Raw genomic sequence first — 22,556 nt, 5'->3', positions numbered from 1 at the left:
GGCGGCATTATTCGGTCAGTTCCCTGATCCGCTTCTTCAGGCGCTCCGGTGCCTTCTGGCTACCAGTTGCCGCAATCCGCTCCCTTAATCGACGTTCAAACTCCGCCCTGCTGAAACAATCGTAGCACCGCTTCAAATGCCGATCGATCTCCTCCTGGCTGACGTCGTCCAGTTCCCTGTCCAGGAACTCGAACAGCCGTTCAATGACTTCTTCGCAGGACAACTCCGGTGTGTTCATCGTCTATCTCCGACCCTAAACCCGGTATTCGTTCCGATCAGGCCTGCGTCGCGCCCCTGCTGCCAGAGAGACTTTTGCAGAAGGCTGCGGGCCCGATTAAGTCGTGATCTGACCGTGCCCAGCGGAAGATCAAGAATGGCTGCAACCTCTTCGTAGGTGTAACCCTGAATTTCAACCATCACCACGACAATCCGAAACGGGTCGGGCAGGTGATCAACGGCTTTTCTCAGGTCTGCTTCAAGAAGACGGTTGATAAATTCTTTTTCAGGTCGGCCCACCCAGAGCAGAAACGGCTGATGAAGGTGCTCGAACAACGAAAACCGTGTGTCGTCATCTTCCATTTCCTGGTCAAAGGACACCTCTTTGTCTTCCCGGCAATAGCGACGGCGCCGGAGGCTTATGAACGTGTTATGCAGAATCCTGAACAGCCAGCCATCCAGGTGGGACAGATCGTTGAGTTGGTCCAGTCGTTGCCAGGCGCTGGCAACAGCCTCCCCGACAACGTCTTCCGCCTCATCCGGGTTCCGGGTCAGACGCAAAGCGGTACCGTAGAGGCGGTCCATAAGAAGCTCCACATGTTCCCTGAATACACGCTGGGACTCATTCGCCGCTGATGCCTGGCCGGGTTGTTTCGATTCCACAGGCGTCATGGTGTCACCTCCATGGCATTGATACAGGGACGCGCCAAAGCACAATAATGTTCCCGAAACATTGCCGGGAACAAATCTGCGGGTCGCTGCGTCCTTGCGACCAAGCCGGTCAGAGGCCCGGCTTGGTGGTACATCCTGGCCATCGATAAGAGGGGAAAAGGCAATGGACAAGTTCTCAGAAACACAGTGTATCCAGAGCAGTTTTGTGACCGCGGTTCTTCTGGCAGCAGGGCTGGCAGGGGGTGCTTCAGACGCCCTGGCAAAGACCCCCTACGAGGGCGACGGACAAGTCATGGTGGAGCCTTCGGAGCTTTCCTGGAAACCCGTGGGCTCAATGGCGGAGGGTGCCGAGATTTCGATTCTGGAGGGGGATCTCAGCAGTGGCGACCCGTTCACCATCCGCCTTCGTCTGCCAGCGGATTATGAAGTGGCTCCGCATATTCACCCGGCCTACGAGCGGGTAACCGTTCTCTCAGGCACCTTTCATTTCGCCCATGGCAAGGAGTTCCAGCGCGATGAGGCCAGGGCTCTGCCCACCGGCAGCCTGGCGATCATGGCGCCCGGCGAGCCGATGTTTGGCTATACAGGGGATGAGGGCGCGGTTATTCAGCTGCATGGCAACGGACCCTGGGGGATTGAGTACCTTAATCCGGAAGACGATCCCCGCAACTGAGCAATTGGCGGTGGCCTGATTTTCAGTCGGGCTACTGCCTTTTCCGCTCCGCCCGACGCATCAGATACCAGGCAATAAACGCAATCAGCGAGACGGAGAGAATGATCAGCGTAGCCAGCGCATTGATCTCTGGCGATACCCCCATTCGTACGGATGAGAACACCACCATGGGCAGGGTGGTGGCGCCCGGACCAGATACGAAGCTGGCAATCACTAGGTCATCGAGGGACAGGGTAAAGGCCAGCAACCAGCCGGAAACCAGGGCAGGGGCAATCACCGGAAGGGTGATTACGAAGAACGTTTTCAGAGGCGTGCAGCCAAGGTCCATGGCGGCCTCCTCGATGGAACGGTCCACCTCCTGTAGCCGAGCCGATACGACTACCGCCACATAGGCACTGCAGAAGGTGGTGTGGGCAATCCAGATCGTCGCCATACCACGGTCCGTTGGCCAGCCGATGGTCTGTGCCATCTGCACAAAGAGCAGCAACAGCGACAGCCCGGTGATCACCTCCGGCATCACAAGTGGTGCCGTGATCATGCTGGACAACAAAGTGCGGCCCCGCATCTTCTTGAACCGGGTGATGACAAACGCGCACAGGGTGCCCAGACACACCGCCATGCTGGCGGAGTAAAAGGCGATACGCAGGCTCATCCACACGGCAGACAGAATCTGTTCATTGGCGAACAGTGCCCCGTACCACTTGGTTGAGAAGCCAGCCCACACCGACACCAGTCGCGAAGCGTTGAACGAGTAAACGATCAGTACCACCATCGGCAAATACAGGAACAGCATGCCCAGCACCAGCATGGTTTTCGAGAAACCGGGGGTTTTTAACCTAACCATGCTTTTCCATCTCCCGGGCCTGGAACCTATGGAAAAGCACGATGGGTACCAGCAGCAGTGCAAGCATGACAATGGCCAGCGCTGAGGCCACCGGCCAGTCGCGGTTGTTGAAGAACTCCTCCCACAACACCTTGCCGATCATCAGGGTATCCGGACCGCCCAGCAGCTCCGGAATCACGAACTCGCCCACTGCCGGAATAAAGACCAGCATGGAACCTGCCAGAATGCCAGCTTTTGACAGCGGCAGGGTGATCGCCCAGAAGGTGGTGATGCTGCGGCAACCGAGGTCGGATGCAGCTTCCAGCAGGCGCTCATCCAGCTTCACAAGATTGGTGTAGATGGGCAGCACCATGAACGGCAGGTAGGCGTAGACAATGCCCAGCACTACCGCAAAGTTGGTGTTCAGCATCTTCAGAGGGGCATCAATCAAGCCCAGCCACATCAGGAAGGTATTCAACAGCCCCTGGTTTCCGAGGATGCCCATCCAGGCATAGACACGGATCAGGAACGAGGTCCAGGAGGGCAGCATGACCATCAGAAGCAATACCAGTTGCCAGTGCCTGGGCGCCCTTGCCATGGCATAGGCCATCGGATATCCGATCAGCAGACATACCACGGTCGCCATGAAAGCGGTTTTTACCGAGCCCCAGTAGGCAGCGATATACAGACTGTCTGACAGCAGGAACAGGTAGTTCCCGACATTCACTACCACCGACAGCGTATTGTCCACCCAGCGGAATACCGGCTCGTACGGGGGAATGGCCATCACCGCTGAGGTCAGGCTGATCTTCAGCACCAGCGCAAAGGGCAGGAGGAAGAACAGCAGAAGCCACAGGAACGGGATACCAAGCACCACCCGGCGATGGAACAGCAGCGCGCGCACCCGCTCGGTCAGAGGGGCAGGAAACAGTCTCCGTTTCATGGCTTCAGTTCCAGAGCAGGATGGGGCTGGAGGCTTCCCAGGATACGAATACCCTGTCTCCCCAGGTTGGCCGCTCACCACGGCGTTCCACGTTCGCCATGGTCGCCTGCACGCGTTTGCCGCTGGCTAGTTTCACGTAGTAGGACGTGATGTCACCCAGGTAGGCAATATTGTCCACCGTACCGCAGCTCCAGTTGTGCTCGCCCTCAGGCTTGTCGGCGGTGAGGTAGATCTTCTCCGGACGCAGGGCGATCAGGGTTTCGGTGGATTCGGCCGGGGTTGTTACCCCGCGGTCGATGAACACCGGCGCGTCCAGCAGATCGCTGGTAAGCGTAACGCTGTCCGTCTCGTCTTCCCGAATGTGAGCCTCGAAGATATTCACCGAGCCAATGAATTCCGCTGTCATGCGGCTGTTCGGGCTTTCGTAGATATCGATCGGGGAGCCGATCTGGGCAATTCGGCCCTGTGCCATGATGGCGATTCGACTGGCCATGGTCATGGCCTCTTCCTGGTCGTGAGTGACCATCAGACAGGTGGCGCCCACGTTTTCCAGAATCTCCACCAGTTCCAGCTGCATTTCCGTGCGCAGTTTCTTGTCCAGAGCACCCATGGGCTCGTCCAGTAACAGCAGTTTGGGACGTTTGGCCAGTGAGCGGGCCAGGGCAACGCGTTGCTGCTGACCACCAGAAAGTTGCTGGGGCTTGCGCCGGGCATAGGGTTCCATCTTGACCAGCTTCAGCATGGCCGCGACCCGGTCGCGGATCTCGGTCTTGGGCAGCTTGTCCTGTTTCAGACCCATGGCAATGTTCTGCTCCACCGTCATATGAGGGAACAGGGCGTAAGACTGGAACATCATATTGGTCGGGCGCAGGTAAGGAGGCAGGGCGGTAATGTCCTGGCCATCCAGTACGACTTTTCCGGCGTTGGGCGTCTCGAAACCTGCCAGCATACGCAGCAAGGTGGACTTGCCGGAACCGGAACCACCCAGCAGGGCGAAAATCTCGCCCTTGTGGATGTTCAGGTTCACATTGTCCACCGCCAGCGTGCCTTCAAAGCTCTTGGAGATGCCCCGAATGCTGAGTAGCACCTCCGCTTGCGCGGAGGTGCTGTTGCCGTTTTCCACCCCTTAACGACCAGACTTCACGTTGGTCCAGGTGCGGGTCATCAGACGCTGGGCGTCCTGAGGCCGGCCTTCCATGATGTACAGCTTTTTCATCACCTCATCCGTGGGGTAAATGCTGGTATCGCCCAGAATTTCCGGATCAACAAACTCGTTGGCCGGCTTGTTCGGGTTGGCGTACCACACGTAGTTTGTCACGTCCGCGATGATTTCCGGACGCATCAGGAAGTTCATCAGTTTGTGGGCGTTCTCCACGTTCGGTGCGCCGGCCGGGATGGTCATCATGTCGAACCACAGCACCGCACCCTCTTTGGGAATGGTGTAGCGGATGACGTTGCCGTTCTCGGCTTCCTCCGCGCGGGCAGCGGCCTGAAGGATGTCGCCGGAGTAGCCCGCAGCCACGCACAGGTCACCGTTGGCCAGGTCACCAATGTAACGGGACGAGTGGAAGTAGGTGATGTTCGGACGAATGGCCTTGATCACCTCACCGCCTTGCTTGATGTCGTCGGCTTTGTTGCTGTTCGGGTCCAGGCCGATGTAGGCCATGGCGGCACGCACCATCTCCTCGCCGGAATCGAGCATAGCAATACCACAACCACCCGAAGCCAGTTTTCCGGTCACTTCTGGGTCAAACACAAGTGCCCAGGAGTCGGTGGGGGCGTCGTCGCCCAGGATTTCCTGGATGCGGCCTTCATTGTAGCCATAACCATTCGTGCCCCACAGGTAAGGCAGAGAGAACTGGCTGCCCGGGTCAACCTTTTCCAGGTCGTCCATCAGATCCGGGTTCAGGTTGGCCATGTTGGGCAGTTTGCTGTGATCCAAAGGCACGAACGCCTTGGCAGAGATCTGCTTGGCCACGTAGTGGTTGGAAGGCACAACAAGATCGTAGCCGGAACGACCGGAAAGCAGGGCGGCTTCGAGGATCTCGTTACTGTCGTAAACGTCGTAGATGACCTTGATGCCGGTTTCTTCCGTGAACTTCGCCAGGGTGTCCTCAGCAATGTAATCGGACCAGTTGTAGACACGTACTTCCTCAGCGGCAAAAGCGGAAGAGGCACACAGAGACAACGCAACAGAGGCGGCCAGCGCCTGTGGCTTACACAACTTCAACATTGGATGATGTCCCTCACTCAAAAGGGATTAATACAAAACGTGCAGGACGCACGCAGTGTTGTGCAGGTCTGCTGAGGGTGGCCGCAGGGCGGCTCCTTTGAGGCTTGTCCTGGAAACGGCGGTGGGGAACCGGCCGTACTCGCGCGATATTTAGCACGAGAATCTCCGGTGCGCTACAAAAATTTCGGTGCCGGGGATGGGTGGTTGTGCTTATCCGGGCCAGGTCGTCCCTGTTTTAATTTGTAATCACCTTCCACTGGCATCTCGCAGGCCGCTTCGTTGAATGGCCCCTCAGGCCTGAATAAACGCACGCCAAAACAGAGCGTTAACTGCGGATATTCAGGTCCTTACGATGTTACGTTCAATCACAACGTGTATCACTCCGTAAGCGCCAAATTTCTGACGAGTTCATCCGGATAAATCCGGAACCAGGCCGCACATAGCCAAAAACCGCCGCTGTATGATTCGTCCGAACTCGTCAATAAATTGGTGCGAAAAATGTCATATTGCGGCAAAAAGTTATCGAGGCAAGGACTGCTGATGTTACCTGCGGTGGTTCTGCTTTCTGGCTGCGGTCTGGGCATTCCTACCGACGACAGCACTGCAACGACGCAATCCCGGGGTGCAACCGAACCGACAGTGCAGATTGCCGGTGCCGCCATGAAGGGCGTTATCCAGCAGGGTCTTGTCGTCGCCAACCGCCTGATTGCGGATAAAGACGGCAATTACGCCCCGCAACGTCAGGCCGCAAAGCCCGTGCGTACGGCTAAAGACGGCAGTTACGAATGGCAGCTTCGGGGCAAGGCGGAAGGCTGGGCCCTGGTAGAGCTCCAGGCCGATGGCAGCACCCGCATGATCTGCGACGTTGTTCCCCAGTGTGATCAAGCCGGTTCGGCGCCCGTTGCCTTTGGTCAGCCAATGGCGCTGGACACCAACTTCAGCCTTCGCGGCGCCGGCGATCTGAGTATGGAAACCGTCAACCTGACTCCGTTGACACACCTGGCCGTTACCTTGGCAGAACGCGGTGCCAACGGACTTTCGCCGAATGCGCTCTCAAGTGCCTACACAACGGTGGAAAACTGGTTTGGGCTCCCGGCCGGGGCGCTCCGTCTCACGCCGCCGGATGTGACCCAGCTTGACAACTTGACCAGTGTTTCCGCTGACGCGATTCAGGTCGCTATCGCTAACGCCGCCTTCCTGGCTCTGGTAAACGACAGCGCCCGGTGGAACTCGATTTCTGATGTACTGAACGACCTCACCTCTCAGGTCAGTGCCACGGGCCAGATCAGTGTGATGGGCGATGGCACCAACGTAGCACTCGCGGACCTTGTCTCTGCCGCAGCACTGCAGGCCTCCGAGCTCCAGGCAACCACAGACTCAAGCATAATCAGCCAGAAACTGGCGGTGGTTCAGAACCGCAACGTACAGCGCTTCAAGACCATTGCCGACGTTAACGCCGGCAGCGACACCAGTGTTGCTGACACCGAGGAAACAACGAATAATCCAACCGGGGACTCCACGAACGATAATACCGGTACCACCGAAGAAACGGTTGGAACTGGCGACAACAGCACTGGTGAAACGGTAGCCGATACCGGAACCATTCAACCGCCGGCCAATGAAATAGTTCCGGAAGAAACCGTTCCGGCGAATACTGCACTGTTGAGCTGGACCGCGCCGTTGACCCGCGAGAATGGTGCCAGCCTGGCCATGGGTGAAATCGCCGGCTTCGAAGTGGTCTACGGTACCAGCGCAGAAGCCCTGGACCAGAGCATCGCCATTGGCGATGCCTCCGTCGACGAACTGCTGGTCGATGAGCTCACCGAAGGTACCTGGTACTTCGCTATCCGCACCCTGGACACCGATGGCAACCGCAGCCGGCTGTCGGAGGTTGTTTACAAGCAAATCTGAGTTGGCATGAAAGACAGCGGTCGCCCTCTGGGGCTGCCGCTGCCAGACTGCTACTATGTACCGGTCCAATCTTCATGCCGAGTACATAATGCCTGACCCAGACCCCCTGCAAACCCTCCTGGAAGTCATCCCGGATGCCCGCGACGGCCTCACCCGCACCGAGCGCATCATTCTGTATGTGCTGCATGAAACCCAGCGGGAACTGAAGGGCCGCAACGTGCCGACCGCCATGCTTTATGGACGGGTGCTGGAGTATGTGGATATGAGTGAAGCGGAGCTTCACGTCTATCTTGACCGGCTGGGAGTAAAGGGGGACGGTTTGTGACTATCGATTTCAAAGCCCTGTATCCCAAGCTGATCAATCTGTTACTCGATACGGTGTTCGTGGTCGATGAATTCGGCCAAATTGTGTTTATCAGTGATGCCTGCGAGCAGCTGCTTGGTTATTCCGCCAGCGAGATGACCGACACCCGGATTCTGGATTACATCCACCCTGATGACCTGGATCGCACGCTTGCCGCTGCCAGAAACGTGATGAGTGGCCAGTCCCACTCGGATTTCGAGAATCGTTACCTGCACAAAGATGGCAGCATTGTTCATATCCTTTGGTCCGCACGCTGGTCCGATCAGGATCGCCTGAGGATTGCCGTGGCGCGGAATGTTACCGCCCTTCGACGGGAAGATCAGACCCGGAACGCGTTGTATCGGATTTCCGAAGCGGCCCATGCAGCAGACACTATCCGAACGCTGTGCGATGGTGTCCGCGAGGTGATCCGCGAGCTGTTCCCGGAATCTGACCTGTGCCTTGCGTTTTACGACGCTGGCAGGGGGATGCTCAGTGTTCCGGACTGGTCCGCTGGACCGTCCAGTGGCTGGATCGATAAGCCGATGGAAACCGGCACAGCCATTGCCGATGTTATCAGCGCAGGGCAGGCTTTGGTGGCGTCCCGTGATCCTGTCCGTCACGGAGTGGGGCTAAATGACCTTACACAACCTGACGGTGCCAATTGGTTGGGTGTCCCCCTGATGTCCCGGGACGCTGCACTTGGTGCACTGGTTATTGAAAATCCGTCGCCGGGCACGCGCTACCGCAAAGCGGATCAGGCGTTGCTGCAGTTTGTGGCCACCCAGCTTGCGACAGTGTTTGAGCGCAAACGGGCAGAAGAACGTCTTCGGTTCATGGCGCACCACGACGGACTGACTGGTTTGACCAACCGTTCATTATTCTACGACCGCCTGGAAATGGCCCTGCGTTCGGCCGGCAGGAACGAAGGCCGTCTGGCATTGTTGTACCTTGATCTCAATGATTTCAAAAAGATCAACGACACCGAAGGACATGAGGCAGGAGATCAATTGCTCATCGAGATGGCCCGCAGGCTGGAGGACTGTACACGGGATACGGATACTGTCGCGCGTATGGGTGGCGACGAATTCACGGTGCTTTTGACCGATGTTCATGGCCACCACTCCGTCGAGACAGCGGTTGCCAAGATCAGTGAACTCATGTCATTGCCGATGAATCTTGAAGGCAAGGCCTTTCACGTTTCATGCAGCATCGGCACCGCGCTGTACCCGGAAGACGGGTTAACGGCCCGGGAGTTACTGAGCAAGGCCGACGCCAACATGTATTTGAGCAAAAGGCATACAACCTAGTGCGGCATCAGGAGTTGGGCAGGCAGACCTTTTTGCTCCGGGAGGACAGTCTGTCCCATTTCTGCTTGTTGTTACTTCGAACCTTTTTCAGGTAGCCGGCGACGTCTTCAAAGTGTTTTTGCGTGGCACCCAATTTCCTGCCCTCATCACGATGCATCTTGGACAGGAAGGCCAGAGCCTGGTACTCATCTCCTTTTTCGTCGAGCGATTCACTGATCACTGCCAGGTGGGACGAGCAGAAAATATGAGTGTTGCGCTTTTTGTAATCGATCTCCTGAGCCCCGCTAATGAGGCTGAACGCCATCAGAAATACTGATAGGCCGACGGCTGTTTTCATGGGGGTACTCCCTGGAACGACAGTAAATGTGAGCTCAATCGCAGCAATGAACCTTACATCCTATGGAAGTTATCCTCTAGATTTTTGTGCCCAGCACATCACAGCCTCCGCTGGCCAATTCGGACACCACCGGTTGATACGGTATATGCCTATCTTGCAAAACACTCCGAAAAACCGGATAAAGGAGCGTTAAGACCCCCTGTGCCGGCCCCTCGCCACAGGCCTGTCAGTGTTTGTGGAAGGCTTTCCCTATGGGTTCTGGTTTTGAGAGCGCTGAGGCGTTCCTGCAGGCGCACCCGGAACTGCAGTTCGTTGATCTGCTGATTCCGGATATGAATGGCATTGTTCGTGGTAAGCGGGTGGACCCGTCGACCTTGGCGAAAGTGTTCGAGCGGGGCGTTGCAATGCCGGCGTCCATTTTTGCCCTGAACATCCAGGGCACCACCGTGGAAGAAACCGGCTTGGGCCTGGATATCGGCGAAGCGGACCGGATCTGCCTGCCCATTGACGGCACCCTCACCATGGAGCCCTGGCAGAAGCGGCCTACCGCCCAGCTTTTGCTGACCATGTTTGAACTGGATCGCGAAACGCCGTTTTTTGCGGACCCGCGCGTGGTGCTGCAGAACATCGTCAAACGCTTCGAGGAACTGGGGCTGACACCGGTTGCCGCCTTTGAGCTGGAGTTCTACCTGATTGATCAGGAGAACCTTGCAGGCAGGCCTCAGCCACCCAAGTCGCCCATTTCGGGCAAGCGCCCGGCGGGTACCCAGGCCTATTCCATTGATGATCTCGATGAGTACGCGGAATTCCTGGCGGACGTACTGGATGCGGCCCATGAGCAGGAATTGCCGGCGGATGCCCTGGTGGCGGAATCCGCCCCTGGCCAGTTTGAGGTAAACCTGCATTATGTGGACGACGCCGTGCGCGCCTGTGACCATGCCACTCTGCTCAAGCGCCTGATCAAGAACATGGCCTACGATCACGAGATGGACACCACCTTCATGGCCAAGCCCTATCACAATCAGGCGGGAAGCGGCATGCACCTGCATGTGAGCCTGGTGGACGGGGAAGGGCGCAACGTATTCGCCGGCGATGCCGAGCAACCCAACGACATGCTGCGTTGGGCGATTGGCGGGCTGGTGGCCACCATGAACGATGCCATGGCGCTGTTCTGCCCCAACATCAACTCCTACCGCCGGTTCAGCCCGGAGTATTACGTTCCCAGCGCGGCCACCTGGGGCGTGGACAACCGCACCGCGTCACTGCGATTGCCGGGTGGGGATCCCGAAGCACTGCGCATTGAGCACCGAGTAGCCGGCGCCGATGCAAACTCCTACCTTTTGATGGCAGCCGTGCTGGCAGGCATCCATTACGGCATCTCCAACAGGATTGAGCCGCCGCCGGTGACGGTCGGAAACGCCCATGAGCAGCACGAAGCAACGCTGGTGAACAACCTGCGGGATGCCTTGCGGGAGCTGGGCCAGTCCACAGTGATGGCGGACTATCTCGGCAGCCAGTTCCTGGATGTGTTCGTGGCCTGTAAGGAGCACGAGTTGAACGAGTTCGAGATGACCATCTCGGACCTGGAATACCTGTGGTACCTGCACACCGTATAAACGGTCAACTCGCAGTGAACAACGGCGCCCGCAAGGCGCCGTTGTTCACTGGGGGCTATTCAATCACCAGCCAGGTGGCCTTGATTTCGGTGTACTTGTCGAAGGCGTGCAGGGACTTGTCACGGCCATTGCCGGACTGTTTGAACCCGCCAAAGGGCGCGGTCATGTCGCCGCCGTCGTAATGGTTGATCCAGACGCTGCCAGCTTTGAGCGCCTTGGCGACCTTATGGGCGGTGTTGATGTTGGACGTCCACACCGCCGCCGCCAGGCCATAAATGGAATCGTTGGCAATGGTTATGGCTTCCTCGGCAGTATTAAACCCGATCACCGACAGCACCGGCCCGAAGATTTCCTCTGAGGCAATGCGCATGCGGTTATTCACCCCGTCAAATACCGTAGGCTGAACAAACAGCCCGCCGGTCTCTTCCATCACTCGCTTACCGCCCTCCACCAGGGTCGCCCCTTCGGACTTGCCGATACCGATATACTCGATGATGCGGTCCAGTTGGGCCTGATCGACAATCGCACCACAAGTCGTTGCCGGGTCCAGGGGGTGGCCGGGGCGCCACGTTGTCAGGGCCTCACGAATCAGGCCAAGGAACTCTGTGCGGATGCTTTCCTCTACCAACAGGCGGCTGCCGGCGGTGCACACTTCACCCTGGTTGAAGGCAATGGCACTGGCGGCTTCTGCAGCGGCTTTTTTCAGGTCCGGGGCATCCGCAAAGACGATGTTGGGGCTCTTGCCGCCGGCCTCCAGCCACACCCGTTTCATGTTGGACTGGCCTGCATAGATCATCAGCTGCTTGGCCACGTTGGTGGAGCCGGTGAATACCAGACAATCAACGTCCATGTGCAGGGCCAGGGCCTTGCCCACGGTGTGGCCATAGCCTGGCAGCACGTTGAACACGCCATTGGGAATACCCGCTTCCTCCGCCAGAGCCGCCAGGCGAATGGCGGTGAGCGGAGATTTCTCGGAGGGCTTGAGAATGACCGAATTTCCGGCGGCCAGGGCCGGTGCAATTTTCCAGGAGGCCATGATCATCGGGAAGTTCCAGGGCACGATGGCCGCAACGACGCCGATAGGTTCCCGGGAAATCATGCCGATCTGGTCGTGGGGCGTGGCGGCCAGTTCGCCATACACCTTGTCGATGGCCTCGGCGGTCCAGCGGATCGCGCGTACGGTTGCCGGCACATCGACTGCCCGGGCGTGGCCGATGGGCTTGCCCATGTCCAGGGTTTCCAGCAGGGCCAGTTCGTCTCCATGGGCGTCGATCAGGTCCGCGAAACGAAGCAATACGGCTTTACGTTTGGTGGGTGCAAGGTGGCTCCAGGCGCCGCTTTCAAAAGCCTTTCTGGCGGCAGCAACGGCAAGCTCGGCATCGGCCTGGTCGCAACTGGCGATCTGTGCCAGCTCGCGGCCGTCCACCGGGCTGATGCAGGCAAAGGTCTCGTTGTTACTGGCCCACTGATAAGCGCCATCTACGTACGCCCGGCCCTCCAGAGTGAGCTGATCTGCCAGCGCCTGCCATCCGGCCTGGTCTGTGGGTGTGGTGGAATACGTGGATTGATTCATGGCCGTCTCGCAGGCAGGGGAATTGGCCAATCATAGCAGCACTTCTGCAACCAATCGCGGCCTCAGATATAGGTAGAAGAACGTGTCTTCACGGATGTCGACCGCTGGCATAGACTTGCTTCGGCGGCCGATGTTTTGTGCCGTCTCCTGAACTCTTACCACTGCCTGTCTGATCGTTACCCGATCAGTCCGACACCCTGCGTGGCGCCACCCTATGACCCAGTATCCCAAGGTTCCTTCCTATTACGTGGCCTCTGCCAATCCGGCACCGAGACGCCCTGCGCTGAAGGGCCAGTGTGCGGCGGATGTGTGCGTGGTGGGTGCGGGTTATACCGGTCTGTCCACGGCTCTGTTTCTGGCCGAGGCGGGTTTCCGGGTGGTCGTGCTGGAAGCGGCGACCGTGGGCTGGGGTGCCTCCGGCCGTAACGGTGGTCAGATCGTTAACAGCTTCAGCCGGGACCTGGACGCTATTGAGCGCCAGACCACGCCAGACCATGCGCGCCTGCTGGCGGATATGGCCTTTGAAGGCAGCCAGATTATCCGGCAACGGGTACGGAGTTACGGTATAAAGTGCGACCTGAAAGAGGGTGGCATTTTCGCCGCTGTGAACGCGCGCCAGCTCAAACATCTGGAAGCCCAGCAGGGGCTGTGGCGCCGGTTCGGCTATGACAAGCTGGAACTGCTGGATGAGGAAGCCATCCGCACTCGTGTCGGCACCGATCGCTATGTGGGTGGGGCGATCGACCACACCGGTGGACATATCCATCCCCTGAACCTGGCGCTGGGCGAAGCGGCAGCGCTGGAATCCCGGGGTGGGGTGATCCACGAACATTCCGAGGTCACGCAGATTCTTCCTGGCCAGCCGGCAACGGTGAAAACCAACGAAGGTGAGGTGAGGGCTCCATTTGTAGTGCTGGCAGGCAACGCCTACCTGGGCGGTCTGGTGCCCGAGCTGGGCGCCAAATCCATGCCCTGCGGTTCACAGATCATTGCCACTGCGCCACTGGACGAAGCCACGGCAAAACGACTGCTGCCAGAAGATAACTGCGTGGAAGACTGCAACTACCTGCTGGACTACTTCCGCCTCTCCGGCGACAAACGCCTGATCTATGGCGGCGGTGTGACCTATGGTGCCCGCGACCCGGCCAATATCGAACGTCTGATTCGCCCCCACATGCTGAAAACCTTTCCAGAACTGGCAGGAGTCAAAATCGATTACGCGTGGACCGGCAACTTCCTCCTTACGCTCTCACGCCTCCCGCAATTGGGTCGCCTGCAGGACAACATATTCTATTCCCAGGGCTGTTCCGGCCATGGCGTTACTTTCACTCACGTGGCAGGAAAAGCCCTCGCGCTTGCGATTCAGGGTCAGGCCGAACGCTTTGACGCATTCGCCAGCCTGCCGCATTACCCATTTCCCGGCGGACGGACCTTCCGGGTACCGTTGACGGCAATGGGGGCCTGGTATTACGCGTTGCGCGACAGGTTGGGAGTTTGAATCACCGGGTAGCTTGAGAATCACTGTAAACGGATAGTTCGCGCCCATGTCGCTCAGGTCTGGGATCGTCAATGGCCTCCACGGCTTCGATCTGCGCGATGTACTCAGCCGGCAGGCCATTTTCCCTGGCGCCGATCAGGACGTGGTCTTTGTACCAGTGGAAGGGTTTTAACGCCTTATTGATGCGCGTGGCGTAATACATCCCGGCCTGAAGTTTGCCCTTCCCGGTTCTCAGCGTTACCTGCTTTTCATCGTAGCCAAACCCCAAAGCCTCATGTCGATCAAGGTCAGGCTTTTCTGCATCGGCAATCTCGTAAACCACACCAATCACGCGATCGTCCGGGTTGCCGGTTTCTTCCGCATCGCATTTGGCGGAGCCATCTCCAGCAGATTTATGGAAGCAAAGCCGATGGGCGGGTAACTCTGCCACAGCCACAAACCGGGCTGATGGAACCCGAGCCTGCACTCGTCGTTGTGACATGTTGGAGCCGTAGCTGAAGCAGAGCATTGAGCCTCCTTAATTTGCCATCCTGGTGATTCGGGCCGTCTTCTTTGCCGCCCGATGGTATGGGCTTGTTCCGGGTTACCGGTGGTCATTCGTCAACAATGACAGAAAAACCCCCATAAATTAGTCTCTTGCCATCAAACGGCATGGGGTTTACATCGGGGCTCAGGCGAGGGTCTTCCATGATTCGTGGCATGGCCTGATCACGGACTTCCCGGGACGGCCACAGCAGCCATGCGAACACAACCGTTTCGTCAGGCTTGCACTGGACAGCCATGGGAAAGGACGTCACTTCACCTTCCGGGACATCATCGCCCCAGCATTCGACCATCTGCAGGACACCGTGCTCCTTGAAAACCACAGCGGCATCGCTGGCGTGCTTGATGTATTTCTCCTTGTTGGCCGTTGGTACAGCTGCAACAAACCCGTCGACATAGCTCATGGCGTTTCTCCTTTTCAATCTTCAGGGGGCAGTTCCCGCGCCGGCCGCACTTCAATGCTGCCAAAGCGGGCCGGTGGGATCCGGCTGGCGAGTTGCACGGCTTCGTTCAGGTCATGGGCGTCCAGCAGGTAGAAGCCTGCCAGCTGTTCCTTGGTTTCGGCGAACGGGCCGTCGGAAACCAATACTTCCTCGTCGCGGACCCTTACCGTTGTTGCGGTGTCCACCGGCTGCAGCGGCTGGCCGGTTATGAAATTGCCCTGTTGGGTCAGCCGCTCCACCCCAGCCACACATTCCTGGTTGAGATCGTGCCATTCCTGTTCTGTCATGGCGTTGATAATGCTTTCCTGGTAGTAAACCAGGGCTATGTATTTCATGGGCGCTCCTCCGTTTTTGTGCCGTGTTCCTGAAAGGTAGTCGTATGGCGCAGAGGGAAATCGACAGGACCGGGAAAATTCAGGAAGATTCAGTGAGCTCTGCCAGTCTGCGCTCCAGAAACCGACGCTCGGGCCCCTGGGACACGAGCGCGAGGGCGCGGTCGTAAGACTGCCGTGCCTCCTCAATATGGCCGTTCCGGCGCTGCAGGTCTGCGCGCGCAGCGTGGAACAGGTGGTAACCAGCCATGGCCTTCTGGCTCATAAGCTCTTCAAGGAGTCGCAGGCCATCCGCCGGCGTGTCTCGCATGGCAATGGCCACCGCGCGGTTAAGCGCAATCACCGGCGATGGTTGCTGTTGGTAGAGCGCATCGTAAAGGCGCACTATTCGGGCCCAGTCTGTTTTGCACGCTTCTTCAGCGTCGGCATGGACGGCGGCGATCGAAGCCTGCAAGGTGTAGGGCCCAGTGGGTGTGCGAGCCAGGGCGGCCTCCAGCCACCGAAAACCCGAGTCTATACTGGCCCGGTCCCACAGTGAGCGATCCTGATTTTCCAGAGTGATCAGATTCCCATCCTCATCCTGGCGTGCTTTCTGTCTTGAATTCTGCAGCAGCATCAGCGCGAGCAAACCGAACACCTCCCCTTCAGGAAGCAGTCTCGCCAGCACTTCAGCCAGGCGAATGGCGTCCGCCGACAGGTGAACATCGAACAGGTGGTCGCCATCGCTTCGGGAATAGCCTTCATTGAATACCAGATAGATAACCCGAAGAACGCCGGGCAGCCTCTCGGGCAACTCTCGCGCCTCGGGCACTTCATAGGGGATGCCAGCGTCACGAATCTTGCGCTTGGCGCGCACGATCCGCTGAGCCAGGGTTGCCGGTTTCTGCAGGAGGCCACTGGCGACCTGTTCGGTGGTCAGTCCGCACATCTCACGCAGTGTGAGGGCGATTCGCGCGTCCAGGGACAGGGCCGGGTGGCAGCAGGTAAACAGCAGCCGGAGCTGATCGTCATGGATGGTCTGTTCGTTGGGTTCCGTGATGACCGCAGACGGTTCACTGACGAGGTGGGAATAGCTGTGTGCGGTCCGGGCCCGTCGAATCTGGTCAATACCCCGGCGTTGACCGGTGCGAATGAGCCAGGCAGTCGGATTATCCGGTACGCCTTCAACGGGCCACTGGCGCACGGCGGCGGCGAAGGCCTCCTGCATCGACTCCTCGGCCAGTGAAAAGTCACCGAGCAACCGGATCAGGGTAGAGAGCACCCTGCGTGACTGTTGCTGGTATATTTGCCCAATCCATCGGTCATCGGTAATCATCGTGTTGGTCTGCCCCTGTGGCTTCAGGTGTTGAACTTCACCCTGTTTTTTCGTACCGGTAAGTCTTTACCAAAGCAAAGGAGGTTTCCATGCCAGACAACAAAACTGTAATTATTACCGGGGCCAACCGCGGCATCGGCCTGGAGCTCGCCCGCCATTATGCCTCCGAAGGCTGGGCGGTGATCGGTGTTTGCCGGCAATCCGCCGGCGAGCTTGACGAAGTTGCAGCCAGGGTGATCGATGGCGTAGATGTGACAACCGACACAGGCATCCGGAAGCTCACCGAAGAGCTGGCCGGGCAAACCATCGACCTGCTGATCAACAACGCCGGCCTGCTACAGGATGAGAAGCTGGGCAGCATTGATTTCGATTCCATCCGCACGCAGATGGAGATCAACGCCTACGCGCCGTTGCGGGTTGCCGAGGCTCTGGTCTCGCAGATTCCCTCCGGTGGCAAGATTGCCAACATCACCAGCCGGATGGGCTCCATCGCGGATAACGATTCCGGTGGTCGTTATGGTTACCGGGCTTCAAAAGCGGCATTGAACGCCTTTGGCAAATCCCTCGCCATGGATCTGAAGCCCAGGGGGATTGCTGTGGCCCAGCTGCACCCCGGGTATGTGCAAACCCGCATGGTGAATTTCGGCGGGCTGATTACGCCCGAGGAATCAGCCAAAGGCCTGGCGGCCAGGATTGACGGCCTGAGCCTGGAAAACACCGGCTCCTTCTGGCACAGCAATGGTGAAGAGCTGCCCTGGTAACTGGGCTTTAGCCGCTGCGAGCCGCCTCAATTGCCGCCAATATTTGCTAACGTGCGGATGTCACGGAAGCATGGCTTTGCGCCATCGAACCGGGGGCGACCCCGTCCAGCGCTTGAAGGCGCGGTAGAACGTGCTCACTTCAGCAAAGCCAAGTGCTTCTGCTATTTCGGGCAGGGTAGTAGTGGTATCGGCAACCGCTTGAAGGGCTTTTTCACGGCGCACGTCGTCCAGCAGGGCATCAAAGGTCTGCCCCTGTTCCCGAAGCCGCCGCGCCAGAGTCCGTTCGCTGATACCCAACGCCCCGGCCGCCTCGGCTCGACGGGGAAGTGCCGGGCCCAGGCGGGCCATCAGCCACCTCCGTATCTCCGGCACGGAAGCGCTGTTAATGGACAACGCGGCAAGCCGGGCGGTGGTGTAGCGTTCGTGCACCTGCGCGAGTTCCGGATCCGCCTGGGGCAGGGCCTGGTCCAGAACGGCATTGTCTACCAGCACACCGCTGAACGCCTGCTCGAATTCCACCGGGCAGTTGAACACGGCCTGGTATCCCGCCAGGGGCCCGAGCCGCGGCTGGCTGAACTGCACCCGTGAAGGCTGCATGCGGGTACCGGTTACCCAACTGGCAAACCCGACCACCGCGGCCAGAACTGCCTCGATCTGATGCGGGCTGAAAGCCAGTTTCCCCTGCCGGGGATGGTAAACCAGCCAGGTTGCAGAATGGCCTGGGAGGATCTGGAAGCGACCGCCGTCGGAGATCAGCCGCTGGAACCTCTGGCCCATCACAATGGCTTCACGCAGGGTAGCGGCAGACTGCAGCGCAAAGCCCACACCGCTGATGCTCATCGGGGTGAACTCAGCCCCCACTTTCAAACCAAAACCGGGATCGCCGGTGCAACGCTCTGCCGCGTGCCAGAGCCGGGTGATGTCATCAATGGGCCAGCGTTCCCGGGTACTGGCGGCCTCCGGAATACCGGCGGTTGTCAGCAAAGTACCCTCATCCACAGACAGCCTTTGCGCCGCCGCGATAACAGTATTTACCCAGCCGATGGAAACCGTGGCCTCTAAAGTCAATTTTGCTGGCCTCTGAAGTCAATTTTAAAGCCATGGTACCGGTATATCTTTAAAGCTGACAACTCATTGCAATCAGGTCGGATGCACTATGGCCAAGGTGATTTCCTCAGATATTCTGGTGGTTGGCGGCGGGCTGGCTGGCATTGTCGCGGCGCTTGAAGGCTTGCGCGCCGGCAAGTCCGTGACCCTGGCAGACCGGGACACGGAAGAACGGATGGGCGGCCTTGCGCTGTGGGCCTTTGGCGGCATGATGCTGGTGGGCACGCCACTGCAGAAACGCATGAAGATTGCCGACACACCGGAGATTGCCCTGGACGACTGGCTCAGCTTTGGCGAGCTGGCGCCCGACGATGAATTGCCCCTGCAATGGGCCCGTTACTACGTGGAGCATTCACGCTCCGAGGTTTACGACTGGCTTAGCAACGAAGGCATAAAATTCCTGCCGGCGGTGAACTGGGTTGAGCGTGGCCGCTTCGGCGATGGCAACCGTCTGCCCCGCTACCATGTGGTCTGGGGCACCGCCCGGGAGCTGGTTCGTCGCCTGATGACGGCGCTGCACCGGGAGAATACCAGCGGCAAACTCACCCTGCTGCACCAGCACCGCATCACCGAACTGGACCACGAAGCGGACAAAGTGAGCGGCGCCCTGGCCATCAATGAGGCCACCGGGGAGGAAGTCCGCTTCGCGGCTCCGGCCGTGATTCTGGCCACCGGCGGCATCAACGGCAGCCACAAGGAATGCCGCGCCAACTGGCCGGTGGATCGCCCGCAACCCACCCGCATGTTGAACGGTGCTCATCCCTATGCGGACGGCCACATGCATCACTGGGTGGCCGACACCCTCGGGGGCCAGATTACCCATGCCGGCGAGATGTGGAACTACGCGGCCGGCTTCCCGCATCCGTACCCGCACTTTACCGGCCATGGCCTTTCCACCATCCCCTGCAAATCGGCCCTGTGGCTGAACCATCGGGGCGAGCGGATTGGCCCGGAGCCCCTGGTCACCGGCTTCGATACTCACTGGCTATGCCAGCGGGTGGCAGAACAGGAAAAACCCTGGACCTGGCACCTGCTGAACTGGCGCATTGCCGCCAAGGAATTTGCCATCTCCGGCGCTGAGCACAATGCCCGGATCCGGGACAAACAGTTCCCCCTGTTCGTGAAAGAGCTGTTGCTGGGCAACCATGCCCTGGTGCGGCAAATGCAGCATGAAAGCCGGGATTTCCTGGTGGCGGATAACCTCGCCGACCTGGCCGGCAAGATGAACGCGCTGACCTGTTCCCACGACATCAACCCGGGCACGCTCCAGGCCACCGCCGATGCCTTCGATGCCAATTTCACCAAGGGCACCAGTCTTCATAACGATGCGCAGATCCGGATGATCCAGCACGCCCGGGAATGGAAGCCGGACCGCCTTCGCACCTGCAAACCGGCCCCACTGCAGAAACCGGGCGCCGGCCCGTACATCGCCATCCGCATGCAGCTGATCACCCGCAAAAGCCTGGGAGGGCTGCAAACCGATCTCCAAAGCCGCATCCTCAACACCCGGGGAACGCCTGTTGAAGGCCTGTACTGTGTGGGGGAAGCTGCAGGCTTTGGTGGTGGCGGTGTGAACGGAAGACGCTCCCTGGAAGGCACATTCCTGCCTGGGTGCATCATGACGGCAAGGGCAGCGGTTCGTTCTATTGCTTCGGGAGACTGACAGCGTGAACCTGATCATGGCGCTGCTGGCTAACTCCCTGATAACTGAATTCCAAACGGTTGGAGAACAACAATGACAAACGGCGCACAAGCCCTGATGAAAACCCTGGTGGACGCCGGTGTTGAGGTCTGCTTCAGCAACCCCGGCACCAGTGAGATGCATTTTGTGGCCGCCCTGGATGACGAGCCCAAAATGCGGGCTGTTCTCGCCCTGTTTGAGGGAGTCGCCACCGGCGCCGCCGACGGCTATGCCCGCATGGCCGACAAACCCGCCGCTACCCTGTTGCACCTGGGCTGCGGGCTGGGCAACGGCCTGGCCAACCTGCACAACGCCCGCAAGGGCAAGGTGCCTGTGCTGAACATTGTTGGCGACCACGCCACCTACCACGTGAAATACGATGCCCAGCTGCAGTCTGATATCGAGACCGTTGCCCGCAACGTTTCGCCGGGGTTTGTACGCACGGCCAAGAGCACAGAAACCCTGTGCCAGGATGCCGCCGAAGCCATTGCCGCAGCCCGTACGGCGCCCGGGCAGGTTGCCACGCTGATACTGCCGGCCGATGTATCCTGGGGGGAGGGCGGCGTGCCCAGCGCGCCTATGGCGCCGCCGACGCCGGAGCTGGCAGACGATGCCACGGTGGAGGCCATTGCCTCGGCCATCCGTTCCGGCAAGAAAACCGCTCTGCTGATGGGCGGCCATTCCCTGCGCGAACCCAGCATGCTGGCGGCCGCCAAGCTGGCCGCCCACAGCGGCGTGACCCTGTTGGCGGAAACCTTCCCGACCCGTATGGAGCGGGGCGCCGGCCTGCCTTACATCGAACGCCTGGCCTACCTGGCCGAGCTGGCCACGGTGCAACTGACGGACGTGGAACACCTGGTTCTGGTGGACGCCAAGGCGCCGGTTTCCTTCTTCGCCTATCCCGGCAAGAAGAGCTACCTGGTGCCGGATACCTGCGAGGTACATACCCTGGTAGCTCCCGACCAGGACATCCTGGCAAGCCTGAACAAACTCAACGACGCCGTCGGCGCCAGCCAGGCCGAACCCAGGCTACAGCCCGAGAAACGGCCGGGCCGGCCAAGGGGCAAGCTGACCGCCGAGAAAGTCTGCAAAGCGGTGGGTGAACTGATGCCGGAGAACGCCATCATCGTGGACGAGGGCATTACCTCCAGCCTGATGCTCTCGGTCATGACCGCCGGCGCACCCCGTCACGACATGATCACCCTCACCGGCGGCGCCATTGGCCAGGGCCTTCCCAATGCCGTAGGTGCTGCCGTAGCCTGCCCGGACCGGCCGGTAATAGCCCTGATCGGTGATGGCACCGCCATGTACACCATCCAGGCCCTGTGGACCATGGCCCGGGAGCAGCTGAACGTCACCTCCATCATCTTCAACAACGCCTCCTACTCCGTGCTCAACATCGAACTGGAGCGGGTAGGCGCCGAAGAGGCCGGAGAGAAGGCCAAATCCCAGCTGGACCTGCGCGGTCCGGTGATCAACTTCGCTGAAATGGCCAACGGTATGGGCGTTCACGCCGTGCGGGTACACACTGCCGAGGAAATGGCAAAAGCCCTGGAATACGCCCAGAGAATGCCAGGGCCACACCTGATTGAAGCCGTGATCCCGGAATCCCTGAGCGGGGTCAAGCGCCGGATACTGCCCTGGATGCTGCGCTCATTGCCCAGCCTGCCGCTGTCAGTTTCCAAAGCGTTGAAGCGCAAACTGGCACCCTGAAGGTGAAAGGTGCAATAAACGCCATCAGCCCCGACGCGCCGCCTCAATGGCGGCGATGTCGATCTTGCCCATGGTCATCATGGCCTCGAAGGCCCGCTTGGCAGCGGCGGGGTCAGGATCGTTTATGGCATCGGTGAGAGCGACCGGGGTGATCTGCCACGAGATGCCCCATGTGTCTTTGCACCAGCCGCAAGCACTCTCTTCGCCGCCATTGCCAACAATCGCGTTCCAGTAACGATCCGTTTCCTCCTGGTCCGAGGTAGCCACCTGAAACGAAAAGGCCTCGTTGTGCTGGAAGGCCGGGCCGCCATTGAGGCCAAGGCAGGGAACGCCCAACGCGGTGAACTCCACCGTCAGTACATCGCCCTCCGAGCCTGCGGGATAGTCCGCAGGCGCACGAAGTACCCTGCCCACCGAGGAATCCGGGAAGGTCTTTGCGTAAAATCGGGCGGCTTCTTCCGCTTCGCTCTCATACCAGAGACAAATGGTATTTTTTGGATGGGGCATTGAGCT

At 59.3% G+C, this 22,556-nt stretch carries 23 protein-coding genes; 9 read left to right on the top strand and 14 right to left on the bottom strand.

Going from position 1 to position 22,556, the window contains the following annotated elements; all coding sequences use genetic code 11:
• Nucleotides 1-7: 7 nt before the first annotated feature.
• Nucleotides 8-238 carry a zf-HC2 domain-containing protein gene (locus CLH62_RS15870; protein ID WP_099619159.1) on the bottom strand — a complete coding sequence of 77 codons (231 nt, stop codon included), beginning with the start codon at nucleotides 236-238 and terminating at the stop codon, nucleotides 8-10.
• Nucleotides 235-888, bottom strand: a complete 654-nt coding sequence (locus tag CLH62_RS15865) for an RNA polymerase sigma factor (protein ID WP_099619158.1) — start codon at nucleotides 886-888, stop codon at nucleotides 235-237. The genes CLH62_RS15870 and CLH62_RS15865 overlap by 4 nt, the downstream gene beginning before the upstream one ends.
• Before the next feature lie 163 nt (nucleotides 889-1,051).
• On the opposite strand from CLH62_RS15865, the gene CLH62_RS15860 reads away from it, so the two are divergent.
• On the top strand, nucleotides 1,052-1,561 hold the full coding sequence (locus CLH62_RS15860) for a cupin domain-containing protein (protein WP_211285805.1): 510 nt from the start codon (nucleotides 1,052-1,054) through the stop codon (nucleotides 1,559-1,561).
• A 31-nt stretch (nucleotides 1,562-1,592) separates the two neighbouring features.
• Here the strand turns inward: CLH62_RS15860 and CLH62_RS15855 are convergent, their stop codons facing one another.
• The 4 genes from CLH62_RS15855 to CLH62_RS15840 are packed head-to-tail and all read right to left on the bottom strand — an operon-like array spanning nucleotide 1,593 to nucleotide 5,560.
• On the bottom strand, nucleotides 1,593-2,405 hold the full coding sequence (locus tag CLH62_RS15855; protein ID WP_099619157.1) for an ABC transporter permease subunit: 813 nt from the start codon (nucleotides 2,403-2,405) through the stop codon (nucleotides 1,593-1,595).
• The gene (locus tag CLH62_RS15850; protein WP_099619156.1) at nucleotides 2,398-3,327 is read right to left on the bottom strand and encodes an ABC transporter permease subunit; all 930 of its coding nucleotides are present in this window, start codon (nucleotides 3,325-3,327) and stop codon (nucleotides 2,398-2,400) included. The genes CLH62_RS15855 and CLH62_RS15850 overlap by 8 nt, the downstream gene beginning before the upstream one ends.
• 4 nt (nucleotides 3,328-3,331) lie before the next feature.
• Nucleotides 3,332-4,450, bottom strand: coding sequence for a polyamine ABC transporter ATP-binding protein (potA, locus tag CLH62_RS15845; protein WP_099619155.1), 1,119 nt, complete (start codon nucleotides 4,448-4,450; stop codon nucleotides 3,332-3,334).
• 3 nt (nucleotides 4,451-4,453) lie between these two features.
• Nucleotides 4,454-5,560 (bottom strand): polyamine ABC transporter substrate-binding protein, encoded by a 1,107-nt coding sequence (locus tag CLH62_RS15840; RefSeq protein WP_099619154.1) that lies wholly within the window; start codon nucleotides 5,558-5,560, stop codon nucleotides 4,454-4,456.
• 540 nt (nucleotides 5,561-6,100) lie between these two features.
• On the opposite strand from CLH62_RS15840, the gene CLH62_RS15835 reads away from it, so the two are divergent.
• From CLH62_RS15835 to CLH62_RS15825, 3 genes are all read left to right on the top strand, one after another.
• On the top strand, nucleotides 6,101-7,471 hold the full coding sequence (locus CLH62_RS15835; RefSeq protein WP_099619153.1) for a fibronectin type III domain-containing protein: 1,371 nt from the start codon (nucleotides 6,101-6,103) through the stop codon (nucleotides 7,469-7,471).
• 88 nt (nucleotides 7,472-7,559) lie between these two features.
• The gene (locus CLH62_RS15830; protein ID WP_099619496.1) at nucleotides 7,560-7,796 is read left to right on the top strand and encodes a hypothetical protein; all 237 of its coding nucleotides are present in this window, start codon (nucleotides 7,560-7,562) and stop codon (nucleotides 7,794-7,796) included.
• On the top strand, nucleotides 7,793-9,124 hold the full coding sequence (locus CLH62_RS15825) for a sensor domain-containing protein (RefSeq protein ID WP_099619152.1): 1,332 nt from the start codon (nucleotides 7,793-7,795) through the stop codon (nucleotides 9,122-9,124). Before CLH62_RS15830 ends, CLH62_RS15825 begins: the two co-directional genes overlap by 4 nt.
• A 7-nt stretch (nucleotides 9,125-9,131) precedes the next feature.
• Here the strand turns inward: CLH62_RS15825 and CLH62_RS15820 are convergent, their stop codons facing one another.
• Nucleotides 9,132-9,461: a hypothetical protein gene (locus CLH62_RS15820; RefSeq protein WP_099619151.1), complete on the bottom strand. Its 330-nt coding sequence runs from the start codon at nucleotides 9,459-9,461 to the stop codon at nucleotides 9,132-9,134.
• Between the two features lie 251 nt (nucleotides 9,462-9,712).
• On the opposite strand from CLH62_RS15820, the gene CLH62_RS15815 reads away from it, so the two are divergent.
• Nucleotides 9,713-11,077 (top strand): glutamine synthetase family protein, encoded by a 1,365-nt coding sequence (locus CLH62_RS15815; RefSeq protein WP_099619150.1) that lies wholly within the window; start codon nucleotides 9,713-9,715, stop codon nucleotides 11,075-11,077.
• Nucleotides 11,078-11,132: 55 nt separating this feature from the next.
• Here CLH62_RS15815 and CLH62_RS15810 read toward each other — a convergent pair whose 3' ends face one another.
• The gene (locus tag CLH62_RS15810; RefSeq protein WP_099619149.1) at nucleotides 11,133-12,650 is read right to left on the bottom strand and encodes an aldehyde dehydrogenase; all 1,518 of its coding nucleotides are present in this window, start codon (nucleotides 12,648-12,650) and stop codon (nucleotides 11,133-11,135) included.
• 214 nt (nucleotides 12,651-12,864) lie between these two features.
• Here CLH62_RS15810 and CLH62_RS15805 point away from each other — a divergent pair, with 214 nt between their 5' ends.
• The gene (locus tag CLH62_RS15805) at nucleotides 12,865-14,148 is read left to right on the top strand and encodes an NAD(P)/FAD-dependent oxidoreductase (protein ID WP_099619148.1); all 1,284 of its coding nucleotides are present in this window, start codon (nucleotides 12,865-12,867) and stop codon (nucleotides 14,146-14,148) included.
• A 1-nt stretch (nucleotide 14,149) separates the two neighbouring features.
• Here CLH62_RS15805 and CLH62_RS15800 read toward each other — a convergent pair whose 3' ends face one another.
• The 4 genes from CLH62_RS15800 to CLH62_RS15785 form a co-directional block, all read right to left on the bottom strand.
• Nucleotides 14,150-14,656, bottom strand: coding sequence for a gamma-glutamylcyclotransferase family protein (locus CLH62_RS15800; protein WP_099619147.1), 507 nt, complete (start codon nucleotides 14,654-14,656; stop codon nucleotides 14,150-14,152).
• Nucleotides 14,657-14,741: 85 nt separating this feature from the next.
• A complete protein-coding gene (locus tag CLH62_RS15795; protein ID WP_099619146.1) occupies nucleotides 14,742-15,095 on the bottom strand; it encodes a DUF1428 domain-containing protein in 354 nt (117 codons plus the stop codon).
• A gap of 14 nt (nucleotides 15,096-15,109) precedes the next feature.
• Nucleotides 15,110-15,469, bottom strand: a complete 360-nt coding sequence (locus tag CLH62_RS15790; RefSeq protein ID WP_099619145.1) for a YciI family protein — start codon at nucleotides 15,467-15,469, stop codon at nucleotides 15,110-15,112.
• A 79-nt stretch (nucleotides 15,470-15,548) separates the two neighbouring features.
• Nucleotides 15,549-16,781, bottom strand: a complete 1,233-nt coding sequence (locus tag CLH62_RS15785) for an RNA polymerase sigma factor (RefSeq protein ID WP_099619144.1) — start codon at nucleotides 16,779-16,781, stop codon at nucleotides 15,549-15,551.
• An 89-nt stretch (nucleotides 16,782-16,870) separates the two neighbouring features.
• On the opposite strand from CLH62_RS15785, the gene CLH62_RS15780 reads away from it, so the two are divergent.
• A complete protein-coding gene (locus tag CLH62_RS15780) occupies nucleotides 16,871-17,542 on the top strand; it encodes an SDR family oxidoreductase (RefSeq protein WP_099619143.1) in 672 nt (223 codons plus the stop codon).
• A 60-nt stretch (nucleotides 17,543-17,602) separates the two neighbouring features.
• Here the strand turns inward: CLH62_RS15780 and CLH62_RS15775 are convergent, their stop codons facing one another.
• Nucleotides 17,603-18,610, bottom strand: a complete 1,008-nt coding sequence (locus CLH62_RS15775; RefSeq protein WP_099619142.1) for an AraC family transcriptional regulator — start codon at nucleotides 18,608-18,610, stop codon at nucleotides 17,603-17,605.
• An 88-nt stretch (nucleotides 18,611-18,698) separates the two neighbouring features.
• Between CLH62_RS15775 and CLH62_RS15770 the strand changes: the two genes are divergently transcribed.
• Nucleotides 18,699-20,312: an FAD-dependent oxidoreductase gene (locus CLH62_RS15770; RefSeq protein ID WP_099619141.1), complete on the top strand. Its 1,614-nt coding sequence runs from the start codon at nucleotides 18,699-18,701 to the stop codon at nucleotides 20,310-20,312.
• A 72-nt stretch (nucleotides 20,313-20,384) separates the two neighbouring features.
• Nucleotides 20,385-22,043 carry an acetolactate synthase large subunit gene (locus CLH62_RS15765; RefSeq protein ID WP_099619140.1) on the top strand — a complete coding sequence of 553 codons (1,659 nt, stop codon included), beginning with the start codon at nucleotides 20,385-20,387 and terminating at the stop codon, nucleotides 22,041-22,043.
• Between the two features lie 24 nt (nucleotides 22,044-22,067).
• Here CLH62_RS15765 and CLH62_RS15760 read toward each other — a convergent pair whose 3' ends face one another.
• Nucleotides 22,068-22,550 carry a VOC family protein gene (locus tag CLH62_RS15760; protein ID WP_099619139.1) on the bottom strand — a complete coding sequence of 161 codons (483 nt, stop codon included), beginning with the start codon at nucleotides 22,548-22,550 and terminating at the stop codon, nucleotides 22,068-22,070.
• Nucleotides 22,551-22,556: the final 6 nt, after the last annotated feature.

The sequence above is a fragment of the Marinobacter guineae genome, assembly GCF_002744735.1.
Classification (GTDB): Bacteria; Pseudomonadota; Gammaproteobacteria; order Pseudomonadales; family Oleiphilaceae; genus Marinobacter; species Marinobacter guineae.
The sequence above is the reverse complement of the archived record's forward strand: the minus strand, read 5'-3'. Positions and strand labels throughout refer to the sequence as shown.